This is a genomic window from Variovorax sp. Soil_C_19 (genome assembly GCF_057657255.1).
This window is the reverse complement of the sequence record NZ_JBDGIV010000001.1, coordinates 581,921-608,660: the sequence shown is the minus strand read 5'-3', so window position 1 is coordinate 608,660 and position 26,740 is coordinate 581,921. Positions and strand designations below refer to the sequence as shown.

Annotated in this window: 25 protein-coding genes and 1 tRNA gene; 7 read left to right on the top strand and 19 right to left on the bottom strand. The window is 66.5% G+C overall.

The window, feature by feature from the left end; translation table 11 throughout:
• Nucleotides 1-11 precede the first annotated feature (11 nt).
• Entirely contained in the window at nt 12-1,142 is a 1,131-nt protein-coding gene (locus AC3A6R_RS02840; protein ID WP_487863717.1) for a PQQ-dependent sugar dehydrogenase, read from the bottom strand.
• A 241-nt stretch (nt 1,143-1,383) separates the two neighbouring features.
• Here AC3A6R_RS02840 and AC3A6R_RS02835 point away from each other — a divergent pair, with 241 nt between their 5' ends.
• The gene (locus AC3A6R_RS02835) at nt 1,384-1,950 is read left to right on the top strand and encodes a C40 family peptidase (protein WP_487863716.1); all 567 of its coding nucleotides are present in this window, start codon (nt 1,384-1,386) and stop codon (nt 1,948-1,950) included.
• A gap of 87 nt (nt 1,951-2,037) precedes the next feature.
• Here the strand turns inward: AC3A6R_RS02835 and lpdA are convergent, their stop codons facing one another.
• Genes lpdA through aceE form a run of 4 tightly spaced genes read right to left on the bottom strand, consistent with a single transcriptional unit; the run spans nt 2,038 to nt 8,890 of the window.
• Nucleotides 2,038-3,867: a dihydrolipoyl dehydrogenase gene (gene lpdA, locus AC3A6R_RS02830; RefSeq protein WP_487863715.1), complete on the bottom strand. Its 1,830-nt coding sequence runs from the start codon at nt 3,865-3,867 to the stop codon at nt 2,038-2,040.
• Nucleotides 3,864-4,460 carry an MFS transporter gene (locus AC3A6R_RS02825; protein ID WP_487863714.1) on the bottom strand — a complete coding sequence of 199 codons (597 nt, stop codon included), beginning with the start codon at nt 4,458-4,460 and terminating at the stop codon, nt 3,864-3,866. Before AC3A6R_RS02825 ends, lpdA begins: the two co-directional genes overlap by 4 nt.
• Complete coding sequence (gene aceF / locus AC3A6R_RS02820) at nt 4,457-6,136, bottom strand: dihydrolipoyllysine-residue acetyltransferase (RefSeq protein ID WP_487863713.1); 1,680 nt, start codon at nt 6,134-6,136, stop codon at nt 4,457-4,459. The genes AC3A6R_RS02825 and aceF overlap by 4 nt, the downstream gene beginning before the upstream one ends.
• 39 nt (nt 6,137-6,175) lie before the next feature.
• The gene (gene aceE / locus AC3A6R_RS02815; RefSeq protein ID WP_487863712.1) at nt 6,176-8,890 is read right to left on the bottom strand and encodes a pyruvate dehydrogenase (acetyl-transferring), homodimeric type; all 2,715 of its coding nucleotides are present in this window, start codon (nt 8,888-8,890) and stop codon (nt 6,176-6,178) included.
• A gap of 206 nt (nt 8,891-9,096) precedes the next feature.
• On the opposite strand from aceE, the gene AC3A6R_RS02810 reads away from it, so the two are divergent.
• The 5 genes from AC3A6R_RS02810 to AC3A6R_RS02790 all read left to right on the top strand — a co-directional run bounded on the left by AC3A6R_RS02810 (nt 9,097) and on the right by AC3A6R_RS02790 (nt 15,954).
• Entirely contained in the window at nt 9,097-11,637 is a 2,541-nt protein-coding gene (locus AC3A6R_RS02810) for a PAS domain-containing sensor histidine kinase (RefSeq protein ID WP_487863711.1), read from the top strand.
• Nucleotides 11,634-12,266 (top strand): response regulator transcription factor, encoded by a 633-nt coding sequence (locus tag AC3A6R_RS02805; protein ID WP_487858792.1) that lies wholly within the window; start codon nt 11,634-11,636, stop codon nt 12,264-12,266. Before AC3A6R_RS02810 ends, AC3A6R_RS02805 begins: the two co-directional genes overlap by 4 nt.
• A gap of 75 nt (nt 12,267-12,341) precedes the next feature.
• Complete coding sequence (gene folD / locus AC3A6R_RS02800; RefSeq protein WP_487858791.1) at nt 12,342-13,193, top strand: bifunctional methylenetetrahydrofolate dehydrogenase/methenyltetrahydrofolate cyclohydrolase FolD; 852 nt, start codon at nt 12,342-12,344, stop codon at nt 13,191-13,193.
• A gap of 7 nt (nt 13,194-13,200) precedes the next feature.
• Nucleotides 13,201-15,261 (top strand): M3 family metallopeptidase, encoded by a 2,061-nt coding sequence (locus AC3A6R_RS02795; RefSeq protein ID WP_487858790.1) that lies wholly within the window; start codon nt 13,201-13,203, stop codon nt 15,259-15,261.
• Nucleotides 15,262-15,291: 30 nt separating this feature from the next.
• On the top strand, nt 15,292-15,954 hold the full coding sequence (locus AC3A6R_RS02790) for a glutaredoxin family protein (RefSeq protein ID WP_487863710.1): 663 nt from the start codon (nt 15,292-15,294) through the stop codon (nt 15,952-15,954).
• 30 nt (nt 15,955-15,984) lie between these two features.
• Here AC3A6R_RS02790 and rpiA read toward each other — a convergent pair whose 3' ends face one another.
• Nucleotides 15,985-16,698: a ribose-5-phosphate isomerase RpiA gene (gene rpiA / locus AC3A6R_RS02785; protein ID WP_487858788.1), complete on the bottom strand. Its 714-nt coding sequence runs from the start codon at nt 16,696-16,698 to the stop codon at nt 15,985-15,987.
• Nucleotides 16,699-16,738: 40 nt separating this feature from the next.
• Here rpiA and AC3A6R_RS02780 point away from each other — a divergent pair, with 40 nt between their 5' ends.
• Nucleotides 16,739-17,815 carry a quinone-dependent dihydroorotate dehydrogenase gene (locus AC3A6R_RS02780; protein WP_487858787.1) on the top strand — a complete coding sequence of 359 codons (1,077 nt, stop codon included), beginning with the start codon at nt 16,739-16,741 and terminating at the stop codon, nt 17,813-17,815.
• 10 nt (nt 17,816-17,825) lie between these two features.
• Here AC3A6R_RS02780 and AC3A6R_RS02775 read toward each other — a convergent pair whose 3' ends face one another.
• From AC3A6R_RS02775 to iscR, 13 genes are all read right to left on the bottom strand, one after another.
• Complete coding sequence (locus AC3A6R_RS02775) at nt 17,826-18,545, bottom strand: phage holin family protein (protein ID WP_487858786.1); 720 nt, start codon at nt 18,543-18,545, stop codon at nt 17,826-17,828.
• Nucleotides 18,546-18,548: 3 nt separating this feature from the next.
• A complete protein-coding gene (locus AC3A6R_RS02770) occupies nt 18,549-18,845 on the bottom strand; it encodes a glycine zipper domain-containing protein (protein ID WP_487858785.1) in 297 nt (98 codons plus the stop codon).
• Between the two features lie 148 nt (nt 18,846-18,993).
• Nucleotides 18,994-20,097, bottom strand: coding sequence for an NAD(P)/FAD-dependent oxidoreductase (locus AC3A6R_RS02765; RefSeq protein ID WP_487863709.1), 1,104 nt, complete (start codon nt 20,095-20,097; stop codon nt 18,994-18,996).
• Nucleotides 20,098-20,140: 43 nt separating this feature from the next.
• The gene (locus AC3A6R_RS02760) at nt 20,141-20,248 is read right to left on the bottom strand and encodes a stereocilin (RefSeq protein ID WP_487858783.1); all 108 of its coding nucleotides are present in this window, start codon (nt 20,246-20,248) and stop codon (nt 20,141-20,143) included.
• A gap of 153 nt (nt 20,249-20,401) precedes the next feature.
• Nucleotides 20,402-20,476 (bottom strand) — tRNA-Val (locus tag AC3A6R_RS02755).
• Between the two features lie 59 nt (nt 20,477-20,535).
• Nucleotides 20,536-21,258 (bottom strand): DNA polymerase III subunit epsilon, encoded by a 723-nt coding sequence (gene dnaQ, locus AC3A6R_RS02750; protein WP_487858782.1) that lies wholly within the window; start codon nt 21,256-21,258, stop codon nt 20,536-20,538.
• Nucleotides 21,259-21,268: 10 nt separating this feature from the next.
• Entirely contained in the window at nt 21,269-21,607 is a 339-nt protein-coding gene (fdx, locus tag AC3A6R_RS02745) for an ISC system 2Fe-2S type ferredoxin (protein WP_487858781.1), read from the bottom strand.
• A 7-nt stretch (nt 21,608-21,614) separates the two neighbouring features.
• The gene (hscA, locus tag AC3A6R_RS02740; RefSeq protein WP_487863708.1) at nt 21,615-23,477 is read right to left on the bottom strand and encodes a Fe-S protein assembly chaperone HscA; all 1,863 of its coding nucleotides are present in this window, start codon (nt 23,475-23,477) and stop codon (nt 21,615-21,617) included.
• Between the two features lie 12 nt (nt 23,478-23,489).
• Nucleotides 23,490-24,008: a Fe-S protein assembly co-chaperone HscB gene (gene hscB / locus AC3A6R_RS02735; protein ID WP_487858779.1), complete on the bottom strand. Its 519-nt coding sequence runs from the start codon at nt 24,006-24,008 to the stop codon at nt 23,490-23,492.
• Nucleotides 24,009-24,071: 63 nt separating this feature from the next.
• Entirely contained in the window at nt 24,072-24,395 is a 324-nt protein-coding gene (gene iscA, locus AC3A6R_RS02730; protein ID WP_487858778.1) for an iron-sulfur cluster assembly protein IscA, read from the bottom strand.
• Nucleotide 24,396: 1 nt separating this feature from the next.
• Entirely contained in the window at nt 24,397-24,819 is a 423-nt protein-coding gene (gene iscU, locus AC3A6R_RS02725; RefSeq protein WP_487858777.1) for a Fe-S cluster assembly scaffold IscU, read from the bottom strand.
• 59 nt (nt 24,820-24,878) lie between these two features.
• Complete coding sequence (locus AC3A6R_RS02720) at nt 24,879-26,099, bottom strand: IscS subfamily cysteine desulfurase (RefSeq protein WP_487863707.1); 1,221 nt, start codon at nt 26,097-26,099, stop codon at nt 24,879-24,881.
• Between the two features lie 86 nt (nt 26,100-26,185).
• Entirely contained in the window at nt 26,186-26,722 is a 537-nt protein-coding gene (iscR, locus tag AC3A6R_RS02715; RefSeq protein ID WP_280817610.1) for a Fe-S cluster assembly transcriptional regulator IscR, read from the bottom strand.
• Between the last annotated feature and the right edge of the window lie 18 nt (nt 26,723-26,740).

The following is a 26,740-nucleotide window of genomic DNA, read 5'->3' as shown; positions in this document are numbered from 1 at the left end:
GCCGCGCGAGGTCAGTTGGGCCGCAGCCGCAGCAGCTTGCCGTCCGCTTCGTCGGTCAGCACATAGAGCCAGCCGTCGGGCCCCTGCTTCACATCGCGGATGCGCGCGGTGCGATCGGCGAGCAGCTTGTGCTCGGCCACCACCTTGCCGTCCTTCAGTTCGATACGGTCGAGGTAGCCGAACTTGAGCGAGCCGACGAACAGGTTGCCTTTCCACGCGGCGCCGTAGCGGTCGCTGGTCAGGAACGCCATGCCCGAGGGCGCGATCGAGGGCACCCAGTAGTGCAGCGGCTGCTCCATGCCCTGGCGGGAGGTGACGCCCTCGCCGATCTTCCCGCCGCCATAGTTCTCGCCGTAGGTGATCACCGGCCAGCCGTGGTTGCGGCCGGCCTGCGGCACATTGATCTCGTCGCCGCCCTGGGGGCCGTGCTCGGTCATCCACAAGCGGCCGTCCGGCGCGAGAGCCGCGCCCTGGGCGTTGCGGTGCCCATAGCTCCAGATTTCGGGCAGCGCGCCCGCTCGGCCCACGAAGGGGTTGTCCTTCGGCGCGGCGCCGTCCTTGGCGATGCGCACGATCTTGCCAATGTGGTTGTCGAGCTTCTGGGCATCGTCCATGCGGCTGTAGCGGTCGCCGAGCGTGAGGAACAGTGTGCCGTCGCGCGCCTCCACGATGCGGCAGCCGAAATGGCTGCGGCTCGCCACCTTGGGCTTTTGGCTGAAGAGGATGCGCAGGTTTTCGATCCGCGTGCCGTCTTCGGCCAGGCGGGCACTGGCAAGCGCGGTGCTGTTGGCCGAGCCGCCGGGCTCGGGCTCGGAGAAGCAGAAGTACAGCGTGCGGTTCCGCTCGAAGGCCGAATCTGCCAGCACGTCGAGCAAGCCGCCCTGGCCCCCCGCCGCGATGGCCGGCAGCCCGTTGACCGGCGGGCCGATCTTGCCGTCGGCGGCGATCAGCCGGAGCCGGCCCGGACGCTCGGTGACCAGATAGCGGCCATCGGGCAGGAAGGCCACGCCCCAAGGGTTCTGCAGCCCCGTCGATATGGTTTCGGGACGTATCTGGGCTGTGGCGGCAAAACAAATACCCAGGATTGCTGTGGCCGCGCAGCGCAAGGCCGCACGGCGCAGGGCGCGAAGTTGGAAGTTCATGTCATTTCCCCACAGTTCAGGGCATCTTCGGACCGAATACGGCTTTGATCCAGTATGTTGGCCAATTCACGGTGTCCGCAAGGGCCTTTTGAAATGCAATCACTTATGGAGCATAAGCGTTCACTGTTACATCTTTTCTTTGAGTCATTCGAAAATCTTCAAACAAATCAACGGTTTGTGGACACATTCCCGAATCGGGGTTAAGTTGACATAACCGCGCGTCATCCATATCCTACGCGCCATGCGTTTTTTCGTCCTACCCGCTTCCCTCCTGTTTGCCGTTGCCGTCCAGGCCGCTCCTCAACAGGATCGATCCGATGACGAACTGGCCCGGCTTCTGGCCGACAAGGGCCTGCTCGGCCAGCTCCAGCAAGTCCGCCAGACCGTCGCCGAACGCACTTCCGACCTCGTCGTGACCGCCATCGGTTTCCTGGGCGTGCCTTACCGCCGCGGCGGCAACACCGCGGAATCCGGCTTCGATTGCAGCGGCTTCGTCCGCGCGATGTACAACCAGACGCTCGGCCATGTGCTGCCGCGCCGCGCTGAAGAACAGGCCGCCGCCACCGAGAAGATCGACCGCAGCCAGCTCAAGCCCGGCGACCTGGTCTTCTTCAACACCATGCGCCGCGCCTTCAGCCACGTCGGCATCTATGTCGGCGAGGGCAAGTTCATCCATTCGCCGCGTACCGGCGCCCAGGTGCGCGTGGAAGACATGAACGGCAGCTACTGGAGCCGCCGCTTCGACGGCGCGCGCCGCGTGCTGGCCGGCGCCGCGCCGACCGACGAGATCAGGAGCACGGGCAACTGAGCCTCCTGGCCGCCGACAAACAAAAAATCCCGCCTCGGCGGGATTTTTTGTGCCCGCTTCGATCGTTCGAAGCGGTGCAGGAGGCGCTCAGGCCTTCTTCTGCGGCGGTATGTCGGTGCAGGTACCGTGCGCCACCTCCGCCGCCATGCCGATGCTCTCGCCCAGAGTGGGGTGCGGATGAATGGTCTTGCCGATGTCGACCTCGTCGGCGCCCATCTCGATCGCGAGCGCGATCTCCCCGATCATGTCGCCCGCATGCGTGCCCACGATGCCGCCGCCCACGATGCGGTGCGTCTCGGCATCGAACAGCAGCTTGGTGAAGCCCTCGTCGCGGCCGTTGGCGATCGCGCGGCCCGAGGCGTTCCACGGGAACAGGCCCTTCTTGACCTTCACGCCCTCGGCCTTGGCCTGGTCTTCGGTGAGGCCCACCCACGCCACCTCGGGGTCGGTGTAGGCCACGCTCGGGATCACGCGGGCATTGAAGGCGGCGCTCGCGAGCTCCTTGTCGCCCTGCTGCTCGCCCGCGATGACTTCGGCCGCCACATGCGCCTCGTGCACCGCCTTGTGCGCGAGCATCGGCTGGCCCACGATGTCGCCGATCGCGAAGATGTGCGGCACGTTGGTGCGCATCTGGATGTCGACCGGGATGAAGCCACGGTCGCTCACCGCGACGCCCGCCTTCTCGGCGCCGATCTTCTTGCCGTTGGGGCTGCGGCCCACGGCCTGCAGCACCAGGTCGTAGACCTGCGGCTCCTTGGGTGCGTTCTCGCCCTCGAAGCTCACCTTGATGCCGTCTTTCGTGGCCTCGGCACCGACCGTCTTGGTCTTGAGCATGATGTTGTCGAAGCGCGGCGCATTCATCTTCTGCCAGACCTTGACGAGGTCGCGGTCGGCGCCCTGCATCAGGCCGTCGAGCATCTCGACCACGTCGAGCCGCGCGCCGAGCGAGGAATAGACCGTTCCCATCTCCAGCCCGATGATCCCGCCGCCCAGGATCAGCATGCGCTTGGGCTCGGTGCCGAGCTCGAGCGCGCCCGTGGAATCGACCACGCGCGGGTCCTTCGGCATGAAGGGCAGGCTCACGGCCTGCGAGCCGGCCGCGATGATGGCGTTGCGGAACTTGACGGTCTGCTTCTTGCCCGTCGTCTCCCAGCTGGTGCCCGCGCTTTCCTCGACCTCGATGTGGTGCGGATCGACGAAGTTGCCGACGCCGCGCAGCACCGTCACCTTGCGCATCTTGGCCATCGCCGCGAGACCGCCGGTGAGCTTGCCCACCACCTTGTTCTTGTGGCCGAGCAGCTTGGCGCGATCGATCGTGGGCGCGCCGAAGCTCACGCCGAGGTCGGCGAAGTGCTTGACCTCGTCCATCACCGCCGCGACGTGCAGCAGCGCCTTCGACGGGATGCAGCCGACGTTCAGGCACACGCCGCCGAGCGTCGCATAGCGTTCGACCAGCATCACCTTGAGGCCCAGGTCGGCCGCACGGAAGGCAGCCGAATAGCCGCCGGGACCGGCACCGAGCACGACGACGTCGCACTCGACGTCGACCTTGCCGCCGTAGGCCGAAGCCGGCGCGGGCTTGCTCCCTCCCCCGCTGGGGGAGGGTTGGGGTGGGGGCACGGCGGCGCTGGCGGGCGCCGCTGCAGGTGCCGCAGCGGCCGGCGCGGACGCCGCGGCGCCTTCGGCCTCGAGCACCAGCACGACCGAGCCTTCCTTGACCTTATCGCCCACCTTGATGGCGATCGACTTCACGACGCCGGCCGCCGACGAGGGAATCTCCATCGAGGCCTTGTCCGATTCGACCGTGATGAGCGACTGCTCGGCCTTGACCGTGTCGCCGACGTTGACGAGCACCTCGATCACCGCGACTTCGTCGAAGTCGCCGATGTCGGGCACCTTGATTTGTTGTTCGCTCATTTGGACACTTTCAGTTTGAGTGTGAGAACGTCGACCGGTGGGGCCGAATTGCGATCGAATTCGCAGGCGGCGGCGATCCCCGCCTCCGCCACGTCGCGCGCGTTGCTGCGCGACTTGCCGTCCCAGGCCGCGTGCATGGCACCGAGCGCAAAGCTGCGCCCCGAGCCGATGGCCCAGAACTGCTTGAACTCGAACACCTCGCGGTAGCTGTAGATGCCGTAGATGCCGCTCTGGTTGGCCATCAGCATCGTGAACTGGCTCGATTCGTACGGCTCGTGGTCGTCTTCCTTGGTCTGCATGAAGAACGAGTCCTTGAGCACCGGGTGCAGCAGCGTGAAGGTGCGGAAGATCTCGTGCTTGCTGCCGAACAGCAGCGCCTCGCGCGGCTGCGCGGCCAGCGCATGCTGCAGCACCAGAAAGTGCGCGGCAGCACCGGCCACGGCGAAGAGGCTCTGCCCCGCTGCATCTTCCACGGAGAAGATCTTCTGGTTCGCCTCGGACCGGTGCGACAGCCGCGTGTCGCCGAAGGTCACCAGCGAATCGGCCGCCATGGCGACCTGGCCGCCCTTGCGCACGGCCACCACGGTGGTCATAGCAGGATTCGACGGTAGTCCGCGAGCACCTGGCCGAGGTAGGCATTGAAGCGCGCGGCCAGGGCGCCGTCGATCACGCGGTGGTCGTACGACAGCGACAGCGGCAGCGTGAGCCGCGGCACGAACTGCTTGCCGTCCCACACCGGCTTCATCGCGCTCTTCGAGAGGCCGAGGATGGCCACCTCGGGCGCGTTGATGATCGGCGTGAAATGCGTGCCGCCGATGCCGCCGAGCGAGCTGATCGAGAAGCAGCCGCCCTGCATGTCGGCCGAGCCGAGCTTGCCGTCGCGCGCCTTCTTGGCGAGTTCGCCCATCTCCGCGCTGATCTGCAGGATGCCCTTTTTGTCCGCATCCTTGAGCACCGGCACCACGAGCCCGTTGGGCGTGTCGGCCGCGAAGCCGATGTTGTAGTACTGCTTGTAGACGAGTTGCTCGCCGTCGAGGCTGGCATTGAAGTCGGGGAATTTCTTCAGCGCCGCGACCACGGCCTTGATCACGAAGGCGAGCATCGTGACCTTGACGCCCGACTTCTCGTTCTCCTTGTTGGTGGAGACGCGGAAGGCCTCGAGCTCGGTGATGTCGGCCTCGTCGTTGTTGGTGACGTGCGGGATCATCACCCAGTTGCGGTGCAGGTTGGCGCCGCTGAGCTTCTTGATGCGCGACAGGTCCTTGCGCTCGACCGCGCCAAACTTCGCGAAGTCGACCTTCGGCCACGGGATGAGCCCGAGTGCCGCACCGTCCGCTGCGCCGCCGGCCGGCGCCTTGGCCGACCCGGCCTTGGTGCTGGCCTGTCCGCTCATCACGGCCTTGGTGAAGTTCTGGACGTCTTCCTGCGTGATGCGGCCCTTCGGGCCCGAACCCTTGACCTCTTCGAGCGGTACGCCGAGTTCGCGCGCGAACTTGCGCACCGAAGGCGAGGCATGCGGCAGGTTGCCCTTGGGCGCCGTGGTGGGATCGTGCGGCGCGGCGGCGGCCGCGGGGGGCGCTGCGGCAGGCGCAGAAGCCGGCGCAGGTGCCGCCGGCGCGCTTGCGCTCGCCGCGGCCGGTGCTGCGGCGGCCTGGGCCTGGGCGGGCGCCGGTGCAGCGGCACCCGAGGCGCCCTCGAGCACCGCGATCAGGTCGCCGATGTTGACGGTATCGCCCACCTTGACCTTGAGTTCCTTGAGCACGCCGGCCGCCGACGACGGAATCTCCATCGAGGCCTTGTCCGACTCCACCGTGATCAGCGACTGGTCCGCGGCGATCGTGTCGCCGGGCTTGACCAGAAGCTCGACGACCGAGACGTCCTTGAAATCGCCGATGTCGGGGACCTTGACCTCGACCGGGCCCGAAGCCGCGGGCGCGGCGGCCGGGGCCGGTGCTGCGGCGACCGGGGCCGGTGCTTCGGCTGCGGCCGCGGGGGCCGGAGCAGGTGCAGCTTCCGCGGCAGCGCCCGCCGCCTCGGCCTCGAGCACGAGGACCACCGAGCCCTCCTTCACCTTGGCGCCGACATCGACCTTGATCTCCTTCACGACGCCGGCGCTCGATGACGGGATCTCCATCGAGGCCTTGTCCGATTCCACCGTGATGAGCGACTGCTCGGCCTTGACCGTGTCGCCCACCTTCACGAGCACCTCGATCACCGCGACTTCATCGAAATCGCCGATGTCCGGCACCTTGACTTCCACTGCTGCCATGTTGTGTGTCTCCCGCCGCAAAGGCGTTCGTGGTTGTTGTTACGCGTAGAGCGGGTTGATCTTGTCGGCGTTGATGCCGTACTTCTTGATCGCCTCGGCCACCTTGGCGACCGGCACGGTGCCGTCCTCGGAAAGTGCCTTGAGCGCCGCCACCACGATGTAGTGGCGATTGATCTCGAAGTGCTCGCGCAGCTTGTTGCGGAAGTCGCTGCGGCCGAAGCCGTCGGTGCCCAGCACCTTGTAGGTGCGGCCCTTCGGGATGAAGGGGCGGATCTGCTCGGCGTAGGCCTTCATGTAGTCGGTCGATGCCACGACGGGGCCGGTGGTGGCCGAGAGCTGCTCGGCCACGAACGGCACGCGCGGGGTCTCGGTCGGGTGCAGCAGGTTCCAGCGGTCGGCGTCCTGGCCGTCGCGCGTCAACTCGTTGAAGCTCGGGCAGCTCCACACCGAGGCCGAAACGCCCCAGTCCTTTTCGAGCAGTTCCTGCGCGAAGAAGCTCTCGCGCAGGATGCTGCCGCTGCCGAGCAGCTGCACGGTGGGCGCCTTCGCCTTGAGTGCCGGACCCTGCTTCGACAGGTACATGCCCTTGATGATCTGTTCCTCGGTGCCGGGCTGGAGGCCGGGCATCGGGTAGTTCTCGTTGAGCAGCGTGAGGTAATAGAACACGTTGTCCTGGCGCTCGACCATGCGCTTCAGGCCGTGGTGCAGGATCACGCCCACTTCGTGCGAGAAGGTGGGGTCGTAGCTCACGCAGTTCGGGATCGTGTTCGCGAGGATGTGGCTGTGGCCGTCCTCGTGCTGCAGCCCTTCGCCGTTCAGCGTGGTGCGCCCCGAGGTGCCGCCGAGCAGGAAGCCGCGCGCCTGCATGTCGCCCGCCGCCCACGCCAGGTCGCCGACGCGCTGGAAGCCGAACATCGAGTAATACACGTAGAACGGCACCATGATGCGATTGTTGGTGCTGTACGAGGTGGCCGCCGCAATCCAGCTCGACATGCCGCCGGCTTCGTTGATGCCTTCCTGCAGGATCTGGCCAGCCTTGTCTTCCTTGTAGTACATGACCTGGTCCTTGTCGACCGGGGTGTACTGCTGGCCTGCGGGGTTGTAGATGCCGATCTGGCGGAACAACCCCTCCATGCCGAAGGTGCGCGCCTCGTCGACCAGGATCGGCACCACGCGCGGGCCGAGCGCCTTGTCGCGCAACAACTGCGTGAGAAAGCGCACATAGGCCTGCGTGGTCGAGATCTCCCGGCCTTCGGCCGTCGGCTCGATCACCGACTTGAAGGTCTCGAGCGAAGGCACCGTGAAGCTCTCTTCCGCCTTGGTGCGGCGGTGGGGCAGGTAGCCGCCGAGGGCCTTGCGGCGCTCGTGCAGGTACTTCATCTCGGGCGTGTCGTCGGCCGGCTTATAGAACGGCAGGTCGGCGATCTGACTGTCCGGGATCGGGATGTTGAAGCGGTCGCGGAAGGCCATGATGTCCTCGTCGCTGAGCTTCTTGGTCTGGTGGACGTTGTTCTTGCCCTCGCCGATCTTGCCCATGCCGAAGCCCTTGACCGTCTTGATCAGCAGCACCGTCGGCTGACCCTTGTGCTTCACAGCGGCGTCGAAGGCGGCATAGACCTTTTGCGAATCGTGGCCGCCGCGGCGCAACTGCCAGATGTCGTCGTCGCTCATCTTCGAGACCATCTCGAGCGTGCGCGGATCGCGGCCGAAGAAGTGCTTGCGAACGTAGGCGCCGTCGTTGGCCTTGAAGGCCTGGTAGTCACCGTCGTTGGTCTCCATCATGATCTTGCGCAAGGCACCCTCCTTGTCGCGCGCGATCAGCGGATCCCAGCCGCTGCCCCAGATCAGCTTGAGGACGTTCCAGCCCGAACCGCGGAATTCGCCTTCCAGCTCCTGGATGATCTTGCCGTTGCCGCGCACCGGGCCGTCCAGGCGCTGCAGGTTGCAGTTGATCACGAAGATAAGGTTGTCGAGCTTCTCGCGCGCCGCCAGGCCGATGGCCCCCATCGACTCGACCTCGTCCATCTCGCCGTCGCCGCAGAACACCCAGACCTTGCGGTTCTCGGTATTGGCGATGCCGCGCGCGTGCAGGTACTTGAGGAAGCGCGCCTGGTAGATCGCCATCAGCGGGCCGAGGCCCATCGACACGGTGGGGAACTGCCAGAACTCGGGCATCAGCTTCGGATGCGGATAGCTAGACAGGCCGTTGCCGTCGACTTCCTGGCGGAAGTTGAGCAGTTGCTCCTCGGTCAGGCGGCCTTCGAGGTAGGCGCGCGCATAGATGCCGGGCGACACGTGGCCCTGGATATAGAGACAGTCGCCGCCGTGGTTCTCGCTCTCGGCGTGCCAGAAATGGTTGAAGCCGGCACCGAACATGTTGGCCAGCGAGGCGAAGGAGCCGATGTGGCCGCCGAGGTCGCCGCCTTCGGCCGGATGGTGGCGGTTGGCCTTGACCACCATCGCCATGGCATTCCAGCGCATGTAGGCGCGCAGGCGCTCCTCGATCTCGAGGTTGCCGGGGCAGCGCTCTTCCTGGTCGGGTTCGAGCGTGTTGACGTAGGCAGTGTTGGCCGAGAACGGCTTGTCGATGCTGTGCTGACGCGCATGCTCCAGCAGCTGTTCCAGCAGGAAGTGCGCCCGCTCGGGCCCCTCGCTCTGAATCACGGAGGACAGGGCATCCATCCATTCACGGGTTTCCTGGGCGTCCGCGTCGTTCGCGGCCGAACCGAACAGGTTCTCGGGATTTGCCGACATGCTTGTCTCTCCTATAAGGGCTGTGGCTGTAATTTAGTGCGCTGGGGCGCCGAACGCGGCGGAGTTTCGCATAGAAATACTTAGATTTCAAATGGCGCATGATGATTTCTTAATGTGATATTTCATCAACGAACTTGGCCTGATCGTCGGCGTCGAAATCAATGTCACCGAATCTTTTCCGCGCCCTGTACACCTAAACTCGGAAGATGCCCTTTTCCTCTCCGCTCGCGGCCGCCCGCAGCGCCGCGAACGTGCCGATCCTGTCCTGGTGGCGGCGCTGGTGGCGGCGCCAGACACCAGTGCTGCAGGACTCGGTCGCCATGCTCGCGCCGATCGCGGCGGTGCTGTTGTTCCTCGCTGCGATCGTGTCGGCGTTCTGGTACCTGCGCACCGAAGAAATCGAGCGCGAGCAGGAGTCGGTGCGGCGCGACGTCGAATACGCCCAGCAGCGCATGCGCCTGCGCCTGCTCGAGCGGCAGGAACAACTGATGCGCCTGGCGCGCGACGCCTCCAACCGCGAGATCGATCCGGTCGAATTCGCGAGCCGCGCCGAGTCGCTGGTGAGCCAGTTTCCCGAGTTGCAATCCGTGGCCTGGATCGACGACCGGCGCCGCTTCAAGGCCGGCTATTCGGCACCCAGCGTCCACCCCGCGCAGCAGCACCTGATCGGCGACGTGCTGCGCCCGGGCGAGATCGAGAGCAACTACGCGCTTGCCCGCGAACTGCGGCAGCCGGTGTTCTCGCAGCCCGTGGCCGGCGGCGATCCGACAGCGATGCTGCAGTTGCACATCCCGCTGTTCGACCAGGGCCTCTTCGCGGGCGTGGTGCTCGGCGAATTCTCGGTCGACGGCCTTCTGCGCTACGGCATGCCGTCGGAGGTGCAGGCGCGCTATGCGGTGTCGCTGCTCGACTCCAAGGGCAGCGTGCTGGCCGGCAACACCGCGAACCTGCGCGAAGGCGGCACGCGGCTGCTGCCATGGCCCGAGCGAACCAACGAATATGAAGTGCCGGTGTCGCCCGTGGGCAATGCGCTGGTGCTGCGGGCCCAGGCCTACCGTACGTCACAGGGGGTGGTCGGCAATGGCCTGTTCTGGCTGGTCTGCGCACTCAGCGTGCTGACGAGCTGGATGCTGATCGGCACCTGGCGCCACACCCGCAGGCGCCAGCAGGCGCAGCAGCGGCTGGTCGCCGAAACCAATTTCCGCCGTGCCATGGAGAACTCGATGCTCACCGGCATGCGGGTGCTCGACCTGCAGGGGCGCATCACCTACGTGAATGCCGCCTTCTGCGCGATGACGGGCTGGAGCGAAGCCGAACTGGTCGGCCAGTCGCCCCCCTTCCCTTACTGGCTCGAATCGGACCGCGAGGTGATGAACGAACGGCTCGAGGAAGAGCTGCACGGCCGCGCGCTGCCCGGCGGCTTCCAGGTGCGCGTGAAGCGCAAGAACGGCAGCGTGTTCAATGCGCGGCTCTACGTATCGCCGCTGATCGACGCGCGCGGCCACCAGACGGGCTGGATGACCTCGATGACCGACATCACCGAGCCGACCCGCATCCGCGAGCAGCTCTCGGCCTCGTACGAGCGCTTCACCACGGTGCTGGAGGCGCTCGATGCCGCGGTCTCGGTCGCGCCGATCGGCAGCGAGGAGCTGCTTTTCGCCAACAAGCTGTACCGTCTCTGGTTCGGCTCCGACACCGTGGGCCATCTCGGCATGGTCGCGCAGGCCGGCGTGCCGGCATCGAATGCGCACGACGAGGGCCTCGACGACGTCGACCCCTACGCCGGCCTGCCGATCGACACGCTGACCGCGGCACAGACCGCCAACAACGAGATCTTCGTGCCGCACCTGGGCAAATGGCTCGAAGTGCGCTCGCGCTATCTGACCTGGGTCGACGGCCGGCTGGCCCAGCTGGTGATCGCCACCGACATCACGCCGCGGCGCGATGCCGAGGAGCAGGCCGCGGCGCAGGCCGACCGCGCGCAGGCCGCGAGCCGGCTGATCACGATGGGCGAAATGGCGTCGAGCGTGGCGCACGAGCTCAACCAGCCGCTCACGGCCATCACCAACTACTGCAACGGCATGATGTCGCGGATCAAGGGACAGGCGATCGACACCGAGGCGCTGCTCGCGGCACTGGAGAAGACCTCCAAGCAGGCGCAGCGTGCCGGCCAGATCATCCAGCGCATCCGCTCCTTCGTGAAGCGCAGCGAACCCAACCGCACACCCTCCGACGTGTCCACCATGGTCGGCGAAGCGGTCGAGCTTGCGGGCATCGAGCTCCGGCGGCGCAACGTGCGGCTCAACCACTATGTGGCCGCGCGGCTGCCGGTGGTGCAGGTGGACCCGATCCTGATCGAGCAGGTGCTGGTCAATCTGCTGAAGAACGCGGCCGAGTCGATCGACATCGCCGAGCGTCCGCTCGCGCGGCGCAGCGTCGAACTGCGCGTGCTGCCCAAGATGATCGAAGGCCAGAATGCGATCGAGTTCTCGGTGCAGGACACGGGCAAGGGCCTCGCGCCCGAGGTGATGGAACGGCTCTACGAGGCCTTCTTCTCCACCAAGCCCGAGGGCATGGGCATCGGGCTGAATCTCTGCCGAACCATCGTCGAGTCGCACCGCGGCCGGATGCAGGCGGAGAACATCTACAATGGCCCGGATGTGATCGGATGCCGTTTTTCCTTCTGGATTCCGGTGTTGGACGCTACCAGTTCGGTAGCAAGCGACGAGACAAAGGTACCTGCATGAGTTTGATTCCGAAGAAGGGCACTGTCTATGTCGTCGACGACGACGAGGCCGTGCGAGATTCGCTGCAATGGCTTCTCGAAGGCAAGGACTACAGAGTGCGGTGTTTCGATTCCGCCGAATCCTTCCTTTCGCGCTACGACCCGCGTGAAGTCGCCTGCCTGATCGTCGACATCCGCATGGCGGGCATGACGGGCCTCGAACTGCAAGACCGGCTGATCGAGCGCCGCTCGCCGCTGCCGATCGTGGTCATCACCGGCCACGGCGACGTGCCGATGGCGGTCGACAGCATGAAGAAGGGCGCGATGGATTTCATCCAGAAGCCCTTCAACGACGAAGAGCTCGTCGGGCTCGTCGAGCGCATGCTCGAGCATGCGCGCGGCGCCTTCACGCAGCACCAGCAGTCGGCCAGCCGCGACGCGCTGCTGTCCAAGCTCACCGGCCGCGAGGCGCAGGTGCTCGAGCGCATCGTCGCGGGCCGGCTCAACAAGCAGATCGCCGACGACCTGGGCATCAGCATCAAGACCGTCGAGGCGCACCGCGCCAACATCATGGAAAAGCTCAACGCCAACACCGTGGCCGATCTGCTCAAGATCGCGCTCGGTCAGGCGGCCCCTGCGGCCAAAGCCTAGAACTATTCGCGCGATAGCGACGAACGACCCCCACGCCTGCGCAAGCGGGCGTTTTTACTTGGAAAATCGAAACCGATGACCGCCCAACTGATCGACGGCAACGCCCTCGCCCAAACCATTCGCGCCGAAGTCGCCGGCCGTACTGCCGCGCTCAAGGCCCGGGGCGTGAACCCGGCCCTGTCCATCATTCTCGTGGGCGAAGACCCTGCGAGCCAGGTCTACACCAAACACAAGGTCAACGACAGCATGCAGACCGGCCTCGCGGCCACGCTCGAGACCTACCCCGCCGACCTCAGCGAAGCCGACCTGCTGGCGCGCATCCGCGCCCTCAACGACGACCCGAAGGTGCATGGCATCCTTGTGCAGCTGCCGCTTCCGAAGCACATGGACAGCCAGAAAGTCATCGAGACGATCTCGCCTGCCAAGGACGTCGACGGCTTCCACGTCGCGAGCGCCGGTGCGCTGATGACCGGTGCGCCGGGCTTCTGGCCCTGCACGCCGTACGGCTGCATGAAGATGCTCGAATCGATCGGCTGCGACCTGCGCGGCAAGCATGCGGTGGTGATCGGCCGCAGCAACATCGTCGGCAAGCCGATGGCCATGATGCTGCTCGCGAAGAGCGCCACCGTGACCATCTGCCACAGCGCCACGCAAGACCTCGGCGCCATCACGCGGCAGGCCGATGTGATCGTCGCGGCCGTGGGCAAGCGCAACCTGCTGACCGCCGACATGGTGAAGCCCGGAGCCGTCGTGATCGACGTGGGCATGAACCGAAAGGAAGACGGCAAGCTCGCCGGCGACGTCGATTTCGACGGCGTGAAGGATGTGGCCGGCTGGATCACGCCCGTGCCCGGCGGCGTAGGCCCGATGACGCGCGCCATGCTGCTTGCGAACACCCTTGAAGCCGCCGAACGCGCCGCCAAGTAAGGACGACATGACGAATCCGCTTCTCGACTTCACCGACCTGCCACTGTTCGACCGCATCCGCCCCGAGCATGTCGCGCCCGCCATCGACACCTTGCTGGCCGATGCCGAAAACGCACTGCAGACAGTGACCGCCGCCGATTTCCCGGCCGACTGGAACGCCATCTCGAAGGTGCTCGATGTCGCGTCGGAACGCTTCAGCCGCGCCTGGGGCGCCGTGGGCCACCTCAATGCCGTGGCCGACACGCCCGAACTGCGCGCCGCCTACAACGAGGCGATGCCACGCGTGACAGCGTTCTGGACCCGCCTGGGTTCCGACGAGCGCCTCTACGCAAAGTACAAAGCGATCGACCCCGCGACGCTGAACCCCGAGCAGCGCCAGGCCCATCGCAACGCGGTGCGCAACTTCGTGCTCGGCGGCGCCGAGCTGCAGGGTGAGGCCAAGAAGCGCTTCGCCGAGATCCAGGAGCGCCAGGCCGAGCTGAGTCAGAAGTTCAGCGAGAACGCGCTCGACGCGACGGATGCGTTTTCTTACTACGCGTCGTTCGGCGAGCTCGAAGGCGTACCCGAAGACGTGGTGAGCGCCGCCCGTGCGGCCGCCGAGTCCGAAGGCAAGGACGGCTACAAGCTTACGCTCAAGATGCCCTGCTACCTGCCGGTGATGCAATTCGCCAAGAGCAGCGCGCTGCGAGAGACGCTCTACCGCGCCTATGTCACGCGCGCCAGCGAACTCGGCGACCCGGCCTTCGACAACACCACGCTGATCAACGAAATCCTCGCGCTTCGCGAAGAAGAGGCGAAGCTCCTGGGCTACGAGAATTTCGGCGAGCTCTCGGTCGTGCCGAAAATGGCCGATTCGCCGGAGCAGGTCATCAAGTTCCTGCGCGACCTGGCGGCCAAGGCCAAGCCCTATGGCGAGCGCGACCTGGCCGACCTGCGTGTCTTCGCGTCGGAACAGCTCGGCATCGCCGATCCGCAGCCCTGGGACTGGACCTTTGTCGGCGAGAAGCTCAAGGAAGCGCGCTATGCCTTCAGCGAGCAGGAGGTCAAGCAGTACTTCCCGGCGCCGAAGGTGATGGCCGGACTGTTCAAGATCGTCGAGACGCTGTTCGAAGTGACGATCCGCCGCGACAGCGCGCCCACCTGGCACCCGAGCGTCGAGTTCTACCGCATCGAGCGCCAGACGCCGCAAGGCGCGCAGAAGGTCGGGCAGTTCTATCTCGACCCCTCGGCACGCGCTGCCAAGCGCGGCGGCGCCTGGATGGACGACGTGCGCGCGCGCTGGCTGCGCCCCGACGGCGGCGAATTGCAGACGCCGGTGGCGCAACTCGTGTGCAACTTCGCGAGCGGCGTCGACGGCAAGCCGCCGCTGCTCACGCACGACGACGTGACCACCCTCTTCCATGAATTCGGCCATGGCCTACACCACATGCTGACCCAGGTGAACGAGCGCGACGTCTCGGGCATCAGCGGCGTCGAGTGGGATGCCGTCGAACTGCCGAGCCAGTTCATGGAGAACTTCTGCTGGGAGTGGGACGTGCTCAAACACATGACGGCCCACGTCGACACCGGCGAGCCGCTGCCGCGCGCACTGTTCGACAAGATGACCGCGGCCAAGAACTTCCAGAGCGGGCTGCAGACGCTGCGCCAGATCGAGTTCTCGCTGTTCGACATGCTGCTGCATACCGAATACCAGGCTGGCGCCGCAGCGGCCGACGGCGTGCTCGCGCTGCTTGCCGAAGTGCGCCGCGAAGTGGCGGTCATGCCCTCGCCTGCGTTCAGCCGCACGCCCAACACCTTCAGCCACATCTTCTCGGGCGGCTATGCGGCCGGCTACTACAGCTACAAGTGGGCCGAGGTGCTGAGCGCCGACGCGTATGCCGCCTTCGAAGAGACCATGGGCGCCGATGGCCAGCCCGACATCGAGACCGGACGCCGCTACCGCCAGGCGATCCTCGAAGCAGGCGGCAGCCGCAGCGCGATGGATTCGTTCAAGGCCTTCCGCGGCCGCGAGCCCCAGCTCGACGCGCTGCTGCGACACCAGGGCATGGCGCAGGCCGAACCCGCTTGATGCGCGGCTGAAGCTTGAGATACTCGGGCGATGCATTCGACTCACCCGAAAACCGCCTTGCCGCGCCTGTCCGGCCTCACCCTGGTGCTGCTGCTGGCCGCTGCCGGCGTCATGGCCCAGCCGATCTACCGCAACGTGGACAAGGACGGCAAGGTCAGCTTTTCGGACCGCGCGCCAACTGCGAGCACGGCGCCCGCCGCCGCGCCGCAGGCCGCCAGCGCGTCCGCGGCCAGCGCGGGCCTGCCCTATGAACTGAGGCAGGTGGCGCAGCGCTATCCAGTCACGCTGTACAGCGGCGAGGAATGCGAGCCCTGCGGCGCCGCCCGTTCGCTGCTCATCACGCGCGGCGTTCCGTTCGAGGAACGGACCGTGAAATCGCGCCAGGACGTCGAGGCACTGCAGCGCCTCAGCAACCAGGCCTCGCTGCCGCTGCTGACCATCGGTTCGCAGCAGCTCAAGGGCTTCTCCGACGCCGAATGGTCGCAATACCTCGATGCCGCGGGCTACCCGAAGAGCAACAGCCTGCCCGCCGGCTACCGCCAGCCCGCTGCGCGGCCGCTGGTCGCGCAGCAGCCCGCGCCCGGCACGGCGCCTGCCCCGGTGGCGCAGGAGCAGCCTGCCCCGGCCCCGCAGCCGCCCGCACCGCCACCGAGCGGGCCGACGCCCAGCAATCCCGCGGGCATCAAGTTCTGAGCGAGCGCCGCGCTCGCGCAGCGCGGCTCCTCAGTCGAACTGCAGCGTCCGAACGCCCGCAGGCGTGCCGAGCAGGCAGACATGGGCCCTCTGGTGCGCGAACACGCCCACCGTGACCACGCCGGGCCACTGGCTCACTTCCGATTCGAAGGCGAGCGGATCGCTGATCTGAAGGCCCGTCACATCGACGATGTGCTGGCCGTTGTCCGTCACCAGCGGCAGGCCGTCCTTCTCGCGCACCTGCGCAACGCCGCCCATGGCCTCGAACTGGCGCATCACGCGCCGCGCCGCCATCGGGATCACCTCCACGGGCAGCGGAAAGGCGCCGAGCGTGGTCACGAGCTTGGACTCATCGGCAATGCAGACGAAGCGCCGCGACTGCGCAGCAACGATCTTCTCGCGCGTGAGCGCCGCACCGCCGCCCTTCACCATGAAGCCGCGGTGGTCGATCTCGTCGGCACCGTCGATGTAGACGCCGAGTTCGTCGACCTCGTTGCTGTCGAACACCGGAATGCCCAGCGCGCGCAGCCGCTCCGTGGACGCGACCGAGCTCGACACCGCGCCCTTGATCTGGTCCTTGATCGTGGCCAGCGCGTCGATGAACTTGTTCACCGTCGAGCCGGTGCCCACGCCGACGATCTCGCCCTTGGCCACGTAGGCGAGCGCGGCGCGGCCAACCTGGGCCTTGAGTTCGTCCTGGGAGATAGCGCCGCCGGGAGCAGCGGAAGAAGTGGGTGCGGTCATCGCGGAGAATCCTTGGCTCATTGAAGTCGAGAATTATCCGATGCCCCTGCTACCTTCCTCTCTCTACGGCCTGGCCCGGCCCTTCCTGTTCGGTCTCGACCCGGAGCATGCCCACGAACTCACGCTCGACGCGCTGGCCCGCACCCAGAACACGCCGCTCGCCTGCGCCTACGCTGCACCTCGCGTCGAAGACCCCGTCACGCTGGCCGGACTCCGGTTTCCCAACCGCGTGGGTCTGGCGGCAGGGCTCGACAAGAACGCCCGCTGCATCGACGCCTTCGCCGCCATGGGCTTCGGCTTCGTCGAGGTCGGCACGGTCACGCCCAAGGCGCAGCCAGGCAATCCGAAGCCGCGCATGTTTCGCCTGCCGGAGCGCGACGCGCTGATCAACCGGCTCGGCTTCAACAACGGAGGGCTGGCGGCCTTTCTGGCCAACGTGCAGAAGTCGCGCTTCCGGCAGGCAGTGCGCAACGGGGCCGCACCGATGCTGCTCGGCCTGAACATCGGCAAGAACGCCAGCACCCCGATCGAACGCGCGGTCGACGACTACCTCGCCTGTCTCGACGGCGTGTACGCGCATGCCGACTATGTGACGATCAACATCTCGAGCCCCAACACGGCGAACCTGCGCTCGCTGCAGAGCGACGAGGCGCTCGATGCCCTGCTCGGCGCGATCGCCGAGCGTCGCGAGGCGCTCGCTGTGCAGACAGGCCGGCGCGTCCCGCTGTTCGTCAAGATCGCGCCCGATCTCGACGCGCCGCAGGTCGCCGTGATTGCCGCCACGCTGCGGCGCCACGCCATGGACGGCGTGATTGCCACCAACACCACGCTGGCGCGTGATGCGGTCGCCGGGCTGCGGCATGCAGAGGAAGCAGGTGGGCTCTCGGGGGCGCCGGTGCGCGAAGGCAGCAACCGCGTGGTCGCGCAACTGCGCGCGGCACTGGGTTCGGGTTTTCCGATCATCGGCGTGGGCGGCGTCCTGAGCGCGGCCGATGCCAAGGCCAAGGTGGCCGCGGGTGCCGACGTGGTGCAGATCTACACCGGCCTCATCTACCGGGGCCCCGGGCTCGTGCGAGAAGCAGCCCAGGCGTTGCTGCAAGGTCGCAGCGCCGCCTGAGCCGTCTTTCTCAGCGCATGCGCCAGAGGATGGGCGCCAGAAACGCCGTCAGGCGCAGCAGGCGCTTGGGGCGAATCACCACCATCGCCACGGCTGCAGCCGCACCCACGGCGACGGGATGCTCCCGCGCAATCCGCAGCGCCGCATCTGCCGCCGATTCGTTGGCCGGCGGGGCTTTGGCCGAAGCCGCCGCAGTGGCGGAGGCATCGGTACGCGGAGCCTGAACCGTGGCAATGCGCTCGCGCTGATGCGCAATGCGCGCAAGCAGTTCCTCGCGCGTGGCAGGCCGCCTTGGCGTCGGTTCCTCACCTTCCGGGTCGGAGTCCTTGCCGAAGCCGAAACTCTCCTGGGCCCAGGCCCAGTCGCGTTCGAGTTCACGGCGTGCCGGCTCGAAGCTGTTCGAGGCACCGCGCAGCGACGAGAGCAGGCCCAACGCAGCCGCCAGCCAGAGCAAGCCCCAGACCGCGGCCACCCACCAGGCTGCCGCAATGCGATGCGGCGTGTCCCAGAAATGCACCACCACGGCCATCGACAGCAGCGCCACGGCCACCGTGGTCAGGCCGCCCACTGCGACCACGAGCACGAGCGCGACCTTGAGGCGCCGCTTCTCGTCCTCCCACCCCATGCGCAAGAGCTGCATGCGGTCCTCGGCGGCCAGCGCACCTTCGGCAGCGGCAATCCGCAAGCGCCGCAGACGGGCATCGAGTCCGAAGAGGGACAACAGCTTCATGCGTCAGCGGCGGCCAAGCAGCAGACCCACCAGCAGGCCGACGGCAAGCGCGGCGCCGGCAATCTGCCACGGCTCATCGTGCGCATAGGCATTGGCCGACGTGGCGGCATCGCGCGCTTTCTTCGCGGCGAGCTTGCTTTTTTCGGCCGCGAGTTCGCGTGCGATCGCGAGCTTCGAGTCGATGCGCTGGCGCAGCGCCTTGATGTGGGGAACCGAATCCAGGTCCTTGCTGGCCAGGACCCCGCGGATGTCGCTCGCGATGTCTTCGGCTGCGGCTTCGATGTTGTTGGATGCACTCATTGGAATCTGTCCTCCGTGATGACACCGGCAACGCGCCGGCGGCTCACGCCAGCGAAATGGCGTGCCGTCATGTTACAGGCACAAAAGCCCCTAATAAATCACGAAGTTGTCGACTCCTGCACGTGGTGGGCGTCTAGTCACATTTTGGTTACGCATGAGCGAGCATTTGCGCCACGTGGCGTCCGATGGCCAGGCTGCTCGTGAGCCCCGGCGATTCGATGCCGAACAGGTTGACCAGTCCGGGCACGCCGTGCCTCGCAGGCCCGTCGATCACGAAATCGCTGGCGGGCTCGTGCGGGCCCGAAATCTTCGGGCGCATGCCCGCGTAGCCGGGGATCAGGGCCCCATCCGGCAGCGCAGGCCAGTACTTGCGCACCTCCGCATAGAAGCCCTCGCCGCGCGCCGCGTCCACCACGAGATCGTCCGCCGCATCGACCCACTGCACGTCGGGACCGAACTTGGCCTGGCCACCCAGGTCGATCGTCAGGTGCACGCCCAGCCCGCCGGGCTCCGGCACCGGGTAGATCAGGCGCCCGAACGGCGTCCGGCCGGACAGCGTGAAATAGCTGCCCTTCGCAAAATAGGCCCGGGGCACCGCCGCCGCCGGCAGGCCTTCGAAACGCCGTGCAAGTGCGGGGGCGCCGAGGCCGGCGGCGTTGACAACGGTGTTGCAGCGCAAGGCCGTGCCGTCCTGCGCCACCAGCACGATGCCTTCCGGGCCGCATTCCGCGCGCGCCACGGGCGATTTGAGCGCCAGCATGCCGCCGGCATTCTCGAGGTCGCCGAGCAGGCTCAGCATCAGCGCATGGCTGTCGACGATACCGGTGCTCGGGGAATGCAGCGCCGCAAGGCAATGCAGTTGCGGCTCCATCTCAGCAGCCTGCTGCGCGGAGATCATCTGCAGGTCGTCGACACCATTGGCGGCGGCCTTGGCGCGGATCGTTTCGAGCTGTCCGACCTGCTCGAGCGAGGTCGCCACGATGAGCTTGCCGCAGCGCCGGTGCGGCACGCCCCGCTCGACGGCGTAGGCATAGAGCGCCTCGCGCCCTTCCACGCAAAGGCGCGCCTTGAGCGAGCCTTGCGGGTAGTAGATGCCCGCGTGAATCACCTCGCTGTTGCGCGAACTGGTGCCGGTGCCGATCGCACCTTCCGATTCGAGCACCACCACCTCCCTGCCTGCGAGCGCCAACGCACGCGCCACGGCCAGGCCCACCACACCGGCGCCGATAACGGCGCAATCGAGTTCGTCCATGCCGCGAGCTTATCGCGGCATGGACGACGCGCGCCGCGCGCCGTCAGGACGGCGCCGGCTCGGGTTCGGTGGGGTTGTCGCCGGGCGGAATGCTGGGGCCCTCGTCGGGCTCCACGGGCAGGTCTGGCGGAAGATCGGGGTGGGTTGCCATGGTGTTTGCTTTCGTGTGTCTTGCCTTTTTAGGCTTCAACACGAGGCGTGTCGGCCGGCCCGCACCGGCGATCTGCGTCGGGTCATGTCGTACGAGACTTAGGCGGACGCAAAAAAAGCGACCCGGTGTTCCTGGTCGCTTTCTGCAAAATCTTGGTGGGCGGTGGAGGCTTCGAACCTCCGACCCCAGCAGTGTGAATGCTGTGCTCTACCCCTGAGCTAACCGCCCTTTCAGCCTTGGCTGCCTTCCGCTGCCCCGGCATGAATCGCGCTGTGCGAAGCCTTCGATTATGCCACAGGATTTTCGTCAATCTGGCGAAACAGCGTGCGTCCGTTGCTGGATTTGTCGAGCTGGGACAACAGCGCCTCGTGCGCAGCGAGCTCCTGCTCCCCGGCCATGATGACCGGCAGCTCGAACTGGCTCAGGTCGATGGCCACCACGGTCGTACCCTGGGCCGGCTCATTCGAGCCGACGTCGATGAGCAATGCGTCCTGCCCGCGCGTCAGGTTGATGTACACGTCGGCGAGCAGCTGGGCATCCAGCTTGGCGCCGTGGAAGGTGCGGTTCGAGCGGTCGACGCCGAAGCGGTCGCACAGCGCGTCGAGCGAATTGCGCTTGCCCGGATAGACCTGCTTCGCCATCGCGAGCGTATCGGTCACCTCGCCCACGAAGCTCTGCAGCGGCGGCAGGCCCGCGAGCTCGAACTCCTTGTTGAGGAAGCCGACGTCGAAGGCCGCGTTGTGGATGATCAGCTCGGCGCCACGCAGGTACTCTACGACGTCGTTCGCGAGCATGGCGAACTTCGGCTTGTCGCGCAGGAAGTCGGTCGTCAGGCCGTGCACCTTGAGCGCATCCTCGTGGCTTTCGCGCCCGGGATTGAAGTAGATGTGCAGGTCGTTGCCGGTGAGCTTGCGCGCAAACAGCTCGACGCAGCCGAGCTCGATGATGCGGTCGCCGTTCTCGGCGGAAAGGCCGGTGGTTTCGGTGTCGAGGACGATCTGGCGCGTCATGCGTGGCTCATCAATGGTTTTCCTTGGCGTGGTTGATCGAATACTTGGGGATCTCGATCGTGACATCTTCACGCGCCAGGATGGCCTGGCAGCTGAGCCGCGATTGTGGCTCCAGGCCCCACGCGCGGTCGAGCAGGTCTTCCTCGCCCTCCTCGGCCTCGTTGAGCGAATTGAAGCCCTGCCGCACGATGACATGGCAGGTGGTGCAGGCGCAGCTCATCTCGCACGCATGCTCGATGTCGATGTGGTTGTCGAGCAGCGCCTCGCAGATCGAGGTGCCTGCGGGTGCCGTGATTTCTGCACCCTCGGGGCAGTACTCTGGATGCGGAAATATCTTGATGATGGGCATGTTGTTCTTAGAGAGATTCGACCTTGCGGCCCGACAGCGCACGCGCAATGCCCGCGTTCATGCGTTGTGCGGCGAAGGCCTCGGTGTCGTGCGCCAGCGCCTTGGTCGCGCTTTCGATGGCCGCGGCGTCGCTGCTGCTGGCTGCCGCTTCGCGCAACCGGTCCATTGAAGCCTCGATCACGGCGCGCTCATCCGCGGCCAGCAGGTCGCCGTCGGCGTCGAGCGCGCTCCGGGTCGCGAGCAGCATGCGTTCGGCATCCACGCGTGCCTCGACCAGCGCGCGCGCCTGCATGTCCTGCTGCGCGGTGCTGAAGCTCTCCTGCAGCATGTTGGCGATCTGATCGTCCGAGAGGCCGTACGACGGCTTGACGGTGACGCTGGCCTCGACGCCGCTGGCCTGCTCCTTCGCGCTCACACTGAGCAGGCCGTCGGCGTCGACCGTGAAGGTCACGCGGATGCGCGCCGCGCCCGCCGCCATCGGTGGGATGCCGCGCAACGTGAAGCGAGCCAGGCTGCGGCAATCGGCCACCAGATCGCGTTCGCCCTGCACCACGTGCAGCGCGAGCGCCGTCTGGCCGTCCTGGTAGGTCGTGAAGTCCTGCGCCATCGCGGTCGGGATGGTCTGGTTGCGCGGCACGATGCGTTCGACAAGGCCGCCCATGGTCTCGATGCCGAGCGACAACGGGATGACGTCGAGCAGCAGCAGGTCGTCGGCGCCGCCGTTGCCCGCCAACTGGTTGGCCTGGATCGCGGCGCCGAGCGCCACGACCTCATCGGGGTTCAGGTTGACGAGCGGTGCGCGGCCGAAGAAGTCGGCGACGGCGCGGCGCACCTGCGGCATGCGCGTGGAGCCGCCGACGAGCACGATGCCCTGCAATTCCTGCGGCTTGAGCTTCGCGTCGCGCAGCGCCTTGCGCACCGCGGCAATGGTTCGGTCGGTGAGCGGACGGGTCGCCGCATCGAATTGCTCGCGCGACAGGTCGAATGCCACCGCGCCGCCAGCCAGTTCGGCGCGGAAGGCCGTCGTTGCCGCCTCGGTCAGCGCCTCCTTCGCGGCGCGCGCCGCCACGAGCATCGCGGCCCTGTCGGTGTCGCTCGCGGTGCGCGCGCCGGTCTGCGCAAGCACCAAGTCCGCGAGCGCATGGTCGTAGTCGTCGCCGCCGAGGGCCGAATCGCCGCCCGTGGCGATCACCTCGAACACGCCCTGCGTGAGCCGCAGGATCGAGATGTCGAAGGTGCCGCCACCGAGGTCGTAGACCGCATAGACGCCTTCGCTCGCATTGTCGAGGCCATAGGCAATGGCCGCGGCCGTGGGTTCACTGATCAAGCGCAGCACGTTGAGGCCGGCGAGTTGCGCGGCATCCTTCGTGGCCTGGCGCTGGCCCTCGTCGAAGTAGGCGGGCACGGTGATGACCGCGCCGTAGAGATCGTCGTTGAAGGTGTCCTCGGCACGGTAGCGCAGCGTGGCGAGGATCTCGGCGCTGATCTCCACCGGCGACTTCTCGCCAGCGAGTGTCTGCACCTTCACCATGCCGCCATCCTCGCCGGCGATCCGGTACGACATCGATTCGCGGTTCGTGATGTCGGCCAGGCCCCGGCCCATGAGCCGCTTGACGGAGGTGATGGTGTTGCCCGGGTCTTCGCCGCGCGCCGCCGCGGCATCGAAGCCGATCTGGCGACGGTCGCCTTCGAGGTAGCGCACCACCGACGGCAGCAGCACGCGGCCCTGGTCGTCGGGCAGGCACTCGGCCACGCCGTTGCGCACTGCGGCCACCAGCGAGTGCGTGGTGCCGAGGTCGATGCCCACGGCGATGCGACGCTGATGAGGATCGGGCGCCTGGCCCGGTTCGGAAATCTGGAGAAGAGCCATAACGTTCAGCGCCTATTGTCCCAATTGATCGATCCTGGCCTCGACGTCGTGCGAGAAGCGCTCAATGAACATGAGGGCTCTCACCTGCTGCGCGGCGGCGGGGTGGTCGCCCTTCTCGTCGAGCAGCCAGTCGAGCGACGAGAGCACGCGGGCACGGCCGGTCTCGACCTCGGCCTGCAGCCGCTCGACCGCGGCGACGTCGCGGGCGTCTTCGAGCGCCTCGCGCCATTCCATCTGCTGCATCAGGAAGTCGGACGGCATCGCCGTGTTGTTCTCCGCATCGAGCGGAGCACCGTTCAGTTCGCAGAGGTAGCTCGCGCGCCGCACCGGGTTCTTGAGGCGCTGGTAGGCCTCGTTGATGCGGACCGACCACTGCATCGCCACGCGCTGCGCGGCGGCACCCTGCGCGGCGAAGCGGTCGGGGTGCGCTTCGCGCTGCAGTTCCTTCCAGCGCGCATCGAGCACGGCGCGGTCCTGCGCAAAGGTCGCCGGTACGGCGAACAGTTCAAAGTCGGTGTCGTTGAGATTCATGGCAAGAAAAAACCGCCAGCACATGACATGGTGGCGGCCTTGGTCGCGGTCAGCGACGATGCATCAGATGCGAAAGCTCTCTCCGCAGCCGCAGCGGTCGCGTTCGTTCGGGTTGTTGAACTTGAACCCCTCGTTGAGGCCTTCGCGCACGAAGTCGAGCTGCGTGCCGTCGATGTAGGCCAGGCTCTTCGGATCGACCAGCACCTTCACGCCCTGGTCCTCGAACACCACGTCTTCGGGCGAAAGCTCGTCCACGTACTCGAGTTTGTAGGCCAGGCCCGAGCACCCGGTGGTCTTCACGCCCAGCCGCACGCCCACGCCCTTGCCCCGCTTGCCGAGGTAGCGGGTGACGTGTCGCGCAGCAGCGTCGGTCAGCGTGACGGCCATGTCAGTGGACGGCTTCCGCGTCGGCGGCAGCGCCGCTCTTTGCGCCGTGCTTGGCCTTGTAATCGCTCACGGCGGCCTTGATCGCGTCCTCGGCGAGGATCGAGCAGTGGATCTTGACCGGCGGCAGCGCCAGCTCTTCGGCGATCTGCGCGTTCTTGAGTGCCGCCGCTTCGTCGAGCGTCTTGCCCTTGACCCATTCGGTCACGAGCGAAGACGAGGCGATGGCCGAGCCGCAGCCGTAGGTCTTGAAGCGGGCGTCTTCGATCACGCCGGTTTCGGGGTTGACCTTGATCTGCAGCTTCATCACGTCGCCGCAGGCCGGTGCGCCCACCATCCCGGTGCCGACCGAATCGTCGCCCTTTTCGAACGAGCCGACGTTGCGGGGGTTTTCGTAGTGGTCGATGACCTTGGAAGAATATGCCATGGTGTACCTCTCAAACTTTGTTCAATCGTGGAGCCTGGTGCGGCCTGGATCCGGGAATCTCAGTGGGCCGACCACTGGATCGTGCTGATGTCGACGCCATCCTGGAACATCTCCCACAAGGGGCTAAGTTCGCGCAGCTTGGCCACGTTGTGCTTGATGGTCGATATGGCGTAGTCGATCTCTTCTTCGGTCGTGAAGCGGCCGATGGTCATGCGAAGGCTGCTGTGGGCCAGCTCGTCGCTGCGGCCGAGTGCGCGCAGCACGTAGCTCGGCTCGAGGCTGGCCGAGGTGCAGGCCGAGCCCGACGACACCGCCAGGCCCTTGATGCCCATGATCAGCGACTCGCCCTCGACATAGTTGAAGCTCATGTTGAGGTTGTGCGGCACGCGGCGCTCGAGATCGCCGTTGATGAACACCTGCTCGACATCCTTGAACCCGTCGAGCAGGCGCTTCTGCAGGCGTGCCGCCTTGGCGATGTCGTCCTTCATTTCGAGCCGGGCGATGCGGAAGGCTTCGCCCATGCCCACGATCTGGTGCGTCGGCAGGGTGCCCGAGCGCATGCCGCGCTCGTGGCCGCCGCCGTGCATCTGCGCCTCGAGCCGCACGCGCGGCTTGCGGCGCACGTACAGCGCGCCGATGCCCTTGGGGCCGTAGGTCTTGTGCGAGGCCAGGCTCATGAGGTCGATAGGCAGCTTGGCCATGTCGATCTCGACCTTGCCGGTGGCCTGGGCCGCGTCGACATGGAAGATCACGCCCTTCTCGCGGCATACATTGCCCAGCGCCACCATGTCCTGGACCACGCCGATCTCGTTGTTCACGAACATCACGCTGGCGAGGATCGTGTCGGGACGGATCGCGGCCTTGAACTTCTCGAGATCGAGCAGGCCGTCTTCCTCGACGTCCATGTAGGTCACCTCGAAGCCTTGGCGTTCGAGTTCGCGCATGGTGTCGAGCACGGCCTTGTGCTCGGTCTTCACCGTGATCAGGTGCTTGCCCTTGCCCTTGTAGAACTGGGCCGCGCCCTTGAGCGCGAGGTTGTTCGACTCGGTCGCGCCAGAGGTCCAGACGATCTCGCGTGGATCGGCGCCGATCAGTGCGGCCACCTCGCCGCGCGCCTTCTCGACCGCCTCTTCAGCTTCCCAGCCCCAGGCGTGACTGCGCGACGCCGGGTTGCCGAAGTGTTCGCGCAACCAGGGAATCATGGCGTCGACCACACGCGGGTCGACCGGCGTGGTCGCGCCGTAGTCGAGATAGATCGGGAAATGAGGAGTTACGTCCATGGCTGGCTCGTGCTGGCGTGGGGTTGTTATGTGTCGATGTGTCGAAGAAAACTTCTAGCCGCAGCGCCCGGAGGCGCCGCGGGCCTTCAGGACTTCGCGAAGGCGTTGCCGAGGGCGAAGACCGAATTCGGCGCGTTCACGCGAATCGGCTTGACCACCGGCTGCGCCGAGATCGCGCGCTTGACGACCGGCTTGTTCTCGATCTGCACGCCCTTGGCGATCTGGTCGTCGACCAACTTCTGCAACGTGACGGAATCGAGGAACTCGACCATGCGCTGGTTCAGCGAAGCCCAGAGTTCGTGCGTCATGCAGCGGCCCTGTTCGCCGAGGCAGTTTTCCTTGCCGCCGCACTGGGTGGCATCGATGGGTTCATCGACGGAAACAATGATGTCTGCGACGGTGATATCCGCAGCCTTGCGGCCGAGGCTGTAGCCGCCGCCGGGGCCGCGGGTCGATTCGACCAGCTCGTGACGGCGCAGTTTGCCGAACAGCTGTTCGAGATACGACAACGAAATCTGCTGCCGCTGGCTGATCGCAGCCAGCGTGACCGGACCCGTGTTCTGGCGCAATGCCAGATCGATCATTGCTGTGACCGCAAAACGGCCTTTGGTAGTGAGACGCATCGCAAGCTCCTTCAAGTG